The 1,356-nt window shown below is 63.2% G+C and carries 1 protein-coding gene; it reads right to left on the bottom strand.

The features are described 5' to 3' along the window. Positions 1–1,334 (bottom strand): O9 family phosphomannomutase RfbK (rfbK, locus tag ACLH1U_RS25155; RefSeq protein ID WP_116397537.1); only part of this gene is annotated, 1,334 nt, incomplete at its 3' end. Positions 1,335–1,356: the final 22 nt, after the last annotated feature.

Here is a 1,356-nt window from a genome sequence, read left to right as displayed (position 1 = left end):
TTCATCAACGCCGTATCCGCTCTGGACTCAACGTTCAGGCGCACCACCGGCTCCGTGTTGGATGTGCGCAGGTTAAAGCGCCACTCAGGGTATTCAATACTGATACCGTCCGTTGTGTCGATGTGTGCGGCCGCCGGCTCATACTGCGCCCGGATGCGCGCGATCGCCTCCGCCGCATTTCCCAGCTTGCGGTTGATCTCCCCCGACGCCGGAAACGCCGCCTGGCGGTCCGCCACCAGCGATTTCAGCGAGCTGTTCTTCAGGCACAGCAGCTCCGCCACCAGCAGCCACGGGATCATCCCGCTGTCGCAGTAGGCGAAGTCGCGGAAGTAGTGGTGCGCGCTCATCTCCCCGCCGTAGATGGCGTCTTCCTGGCGCATCCGCTCCTTGATGAACGCATGCCCGGTCTTCGACATCACCGGCTGCCCGCCGCTGCGGGTCACGATGTCCACCGTGTTCCACGTCAGGCGCGGGTCGTGAATGATTTTCGCCCCCGGCTGCTTCTGCAGGAACGCTTCCGCCAGCAGGCCGACAATGTAGTACCCCTCGATAAACGACGCCTCGTCATCGAACAGGAAGCAGCGGTCGAAGTCGCCGTCAAAGGCGATCCCCATGTCCGCCTGATGCGCACGCACCGCGTCGGCGGTGTCCTGGCGGCACTCCGGCAGCAGCGGGTTCGGGATACCGTTCGGGAAATGGCCGTCCGGCTGGTGATGCACCTTGATAAAGGTCACCGGCGCCCCGGCCGCCGCAAAGCGTTTCTCCACCTCATCAATCACGTGCCCCGCCGCCCCGTTGCCGGAGTTCACCACCAGCTTCAGCGGACGGGTGAAGTTCGCCAGGTCCACGTAGCCCATCAGGTGGTCAACGTACTCCTTCAGCACCGAAATCTGGCGCAGGGTGCCGCGACGCGCCGGGTCAACAGGCGGGAACTGGTTTTCCTCCGCCAGGCGCTGGATGTCACGCAGGCCGGTGTCGCCGCTGATGGGCTTCGCGTTCTCGCGCACCAGCTTCATGCCGTTGTAGTTCATCGGGTTGTGGCTCGCCGTCACCTCGATACCGCCGTCCACCCCGAGGTGGAAGGTGGCGAAGTAAATCTCCTCGGTACCGCTCAGGCCGATATCCAGCACGTCGGTGCCGGCGTCCATCAGCCCGCGGGCCAGCGCCAGCTTCAGCGACTCGCTGGTGAGGCGCACATCGCCACCCACCACTATCTTCCCGGGTTTCAGAAATTCGCCGTAGGCGCGGCCGATACGGTAGGCGATGTCCTCGTTCAGCTCCTCGCCCAGTTCACCACGGATGTCATAAGCCTTAAAGCATGTTAACTGTGTCATTCTGCGTTTTGTCCCGAAAAAA

It is taken from the genome of Klebsiella sp. 1SOBk5mer, assembly GCF_046603115.1.
GTDB lineage: Bacteria > Pseudomonadota > Gammaproteobacteria > Enterobacterales > Enterobacteriaceae > Klebsiella > Klebsiella quasipneumoniae.
Note: the sequence above shows the minus strand (reverse complement) of the source record. Positions and strands in the feature narration are given on the sequence as shown.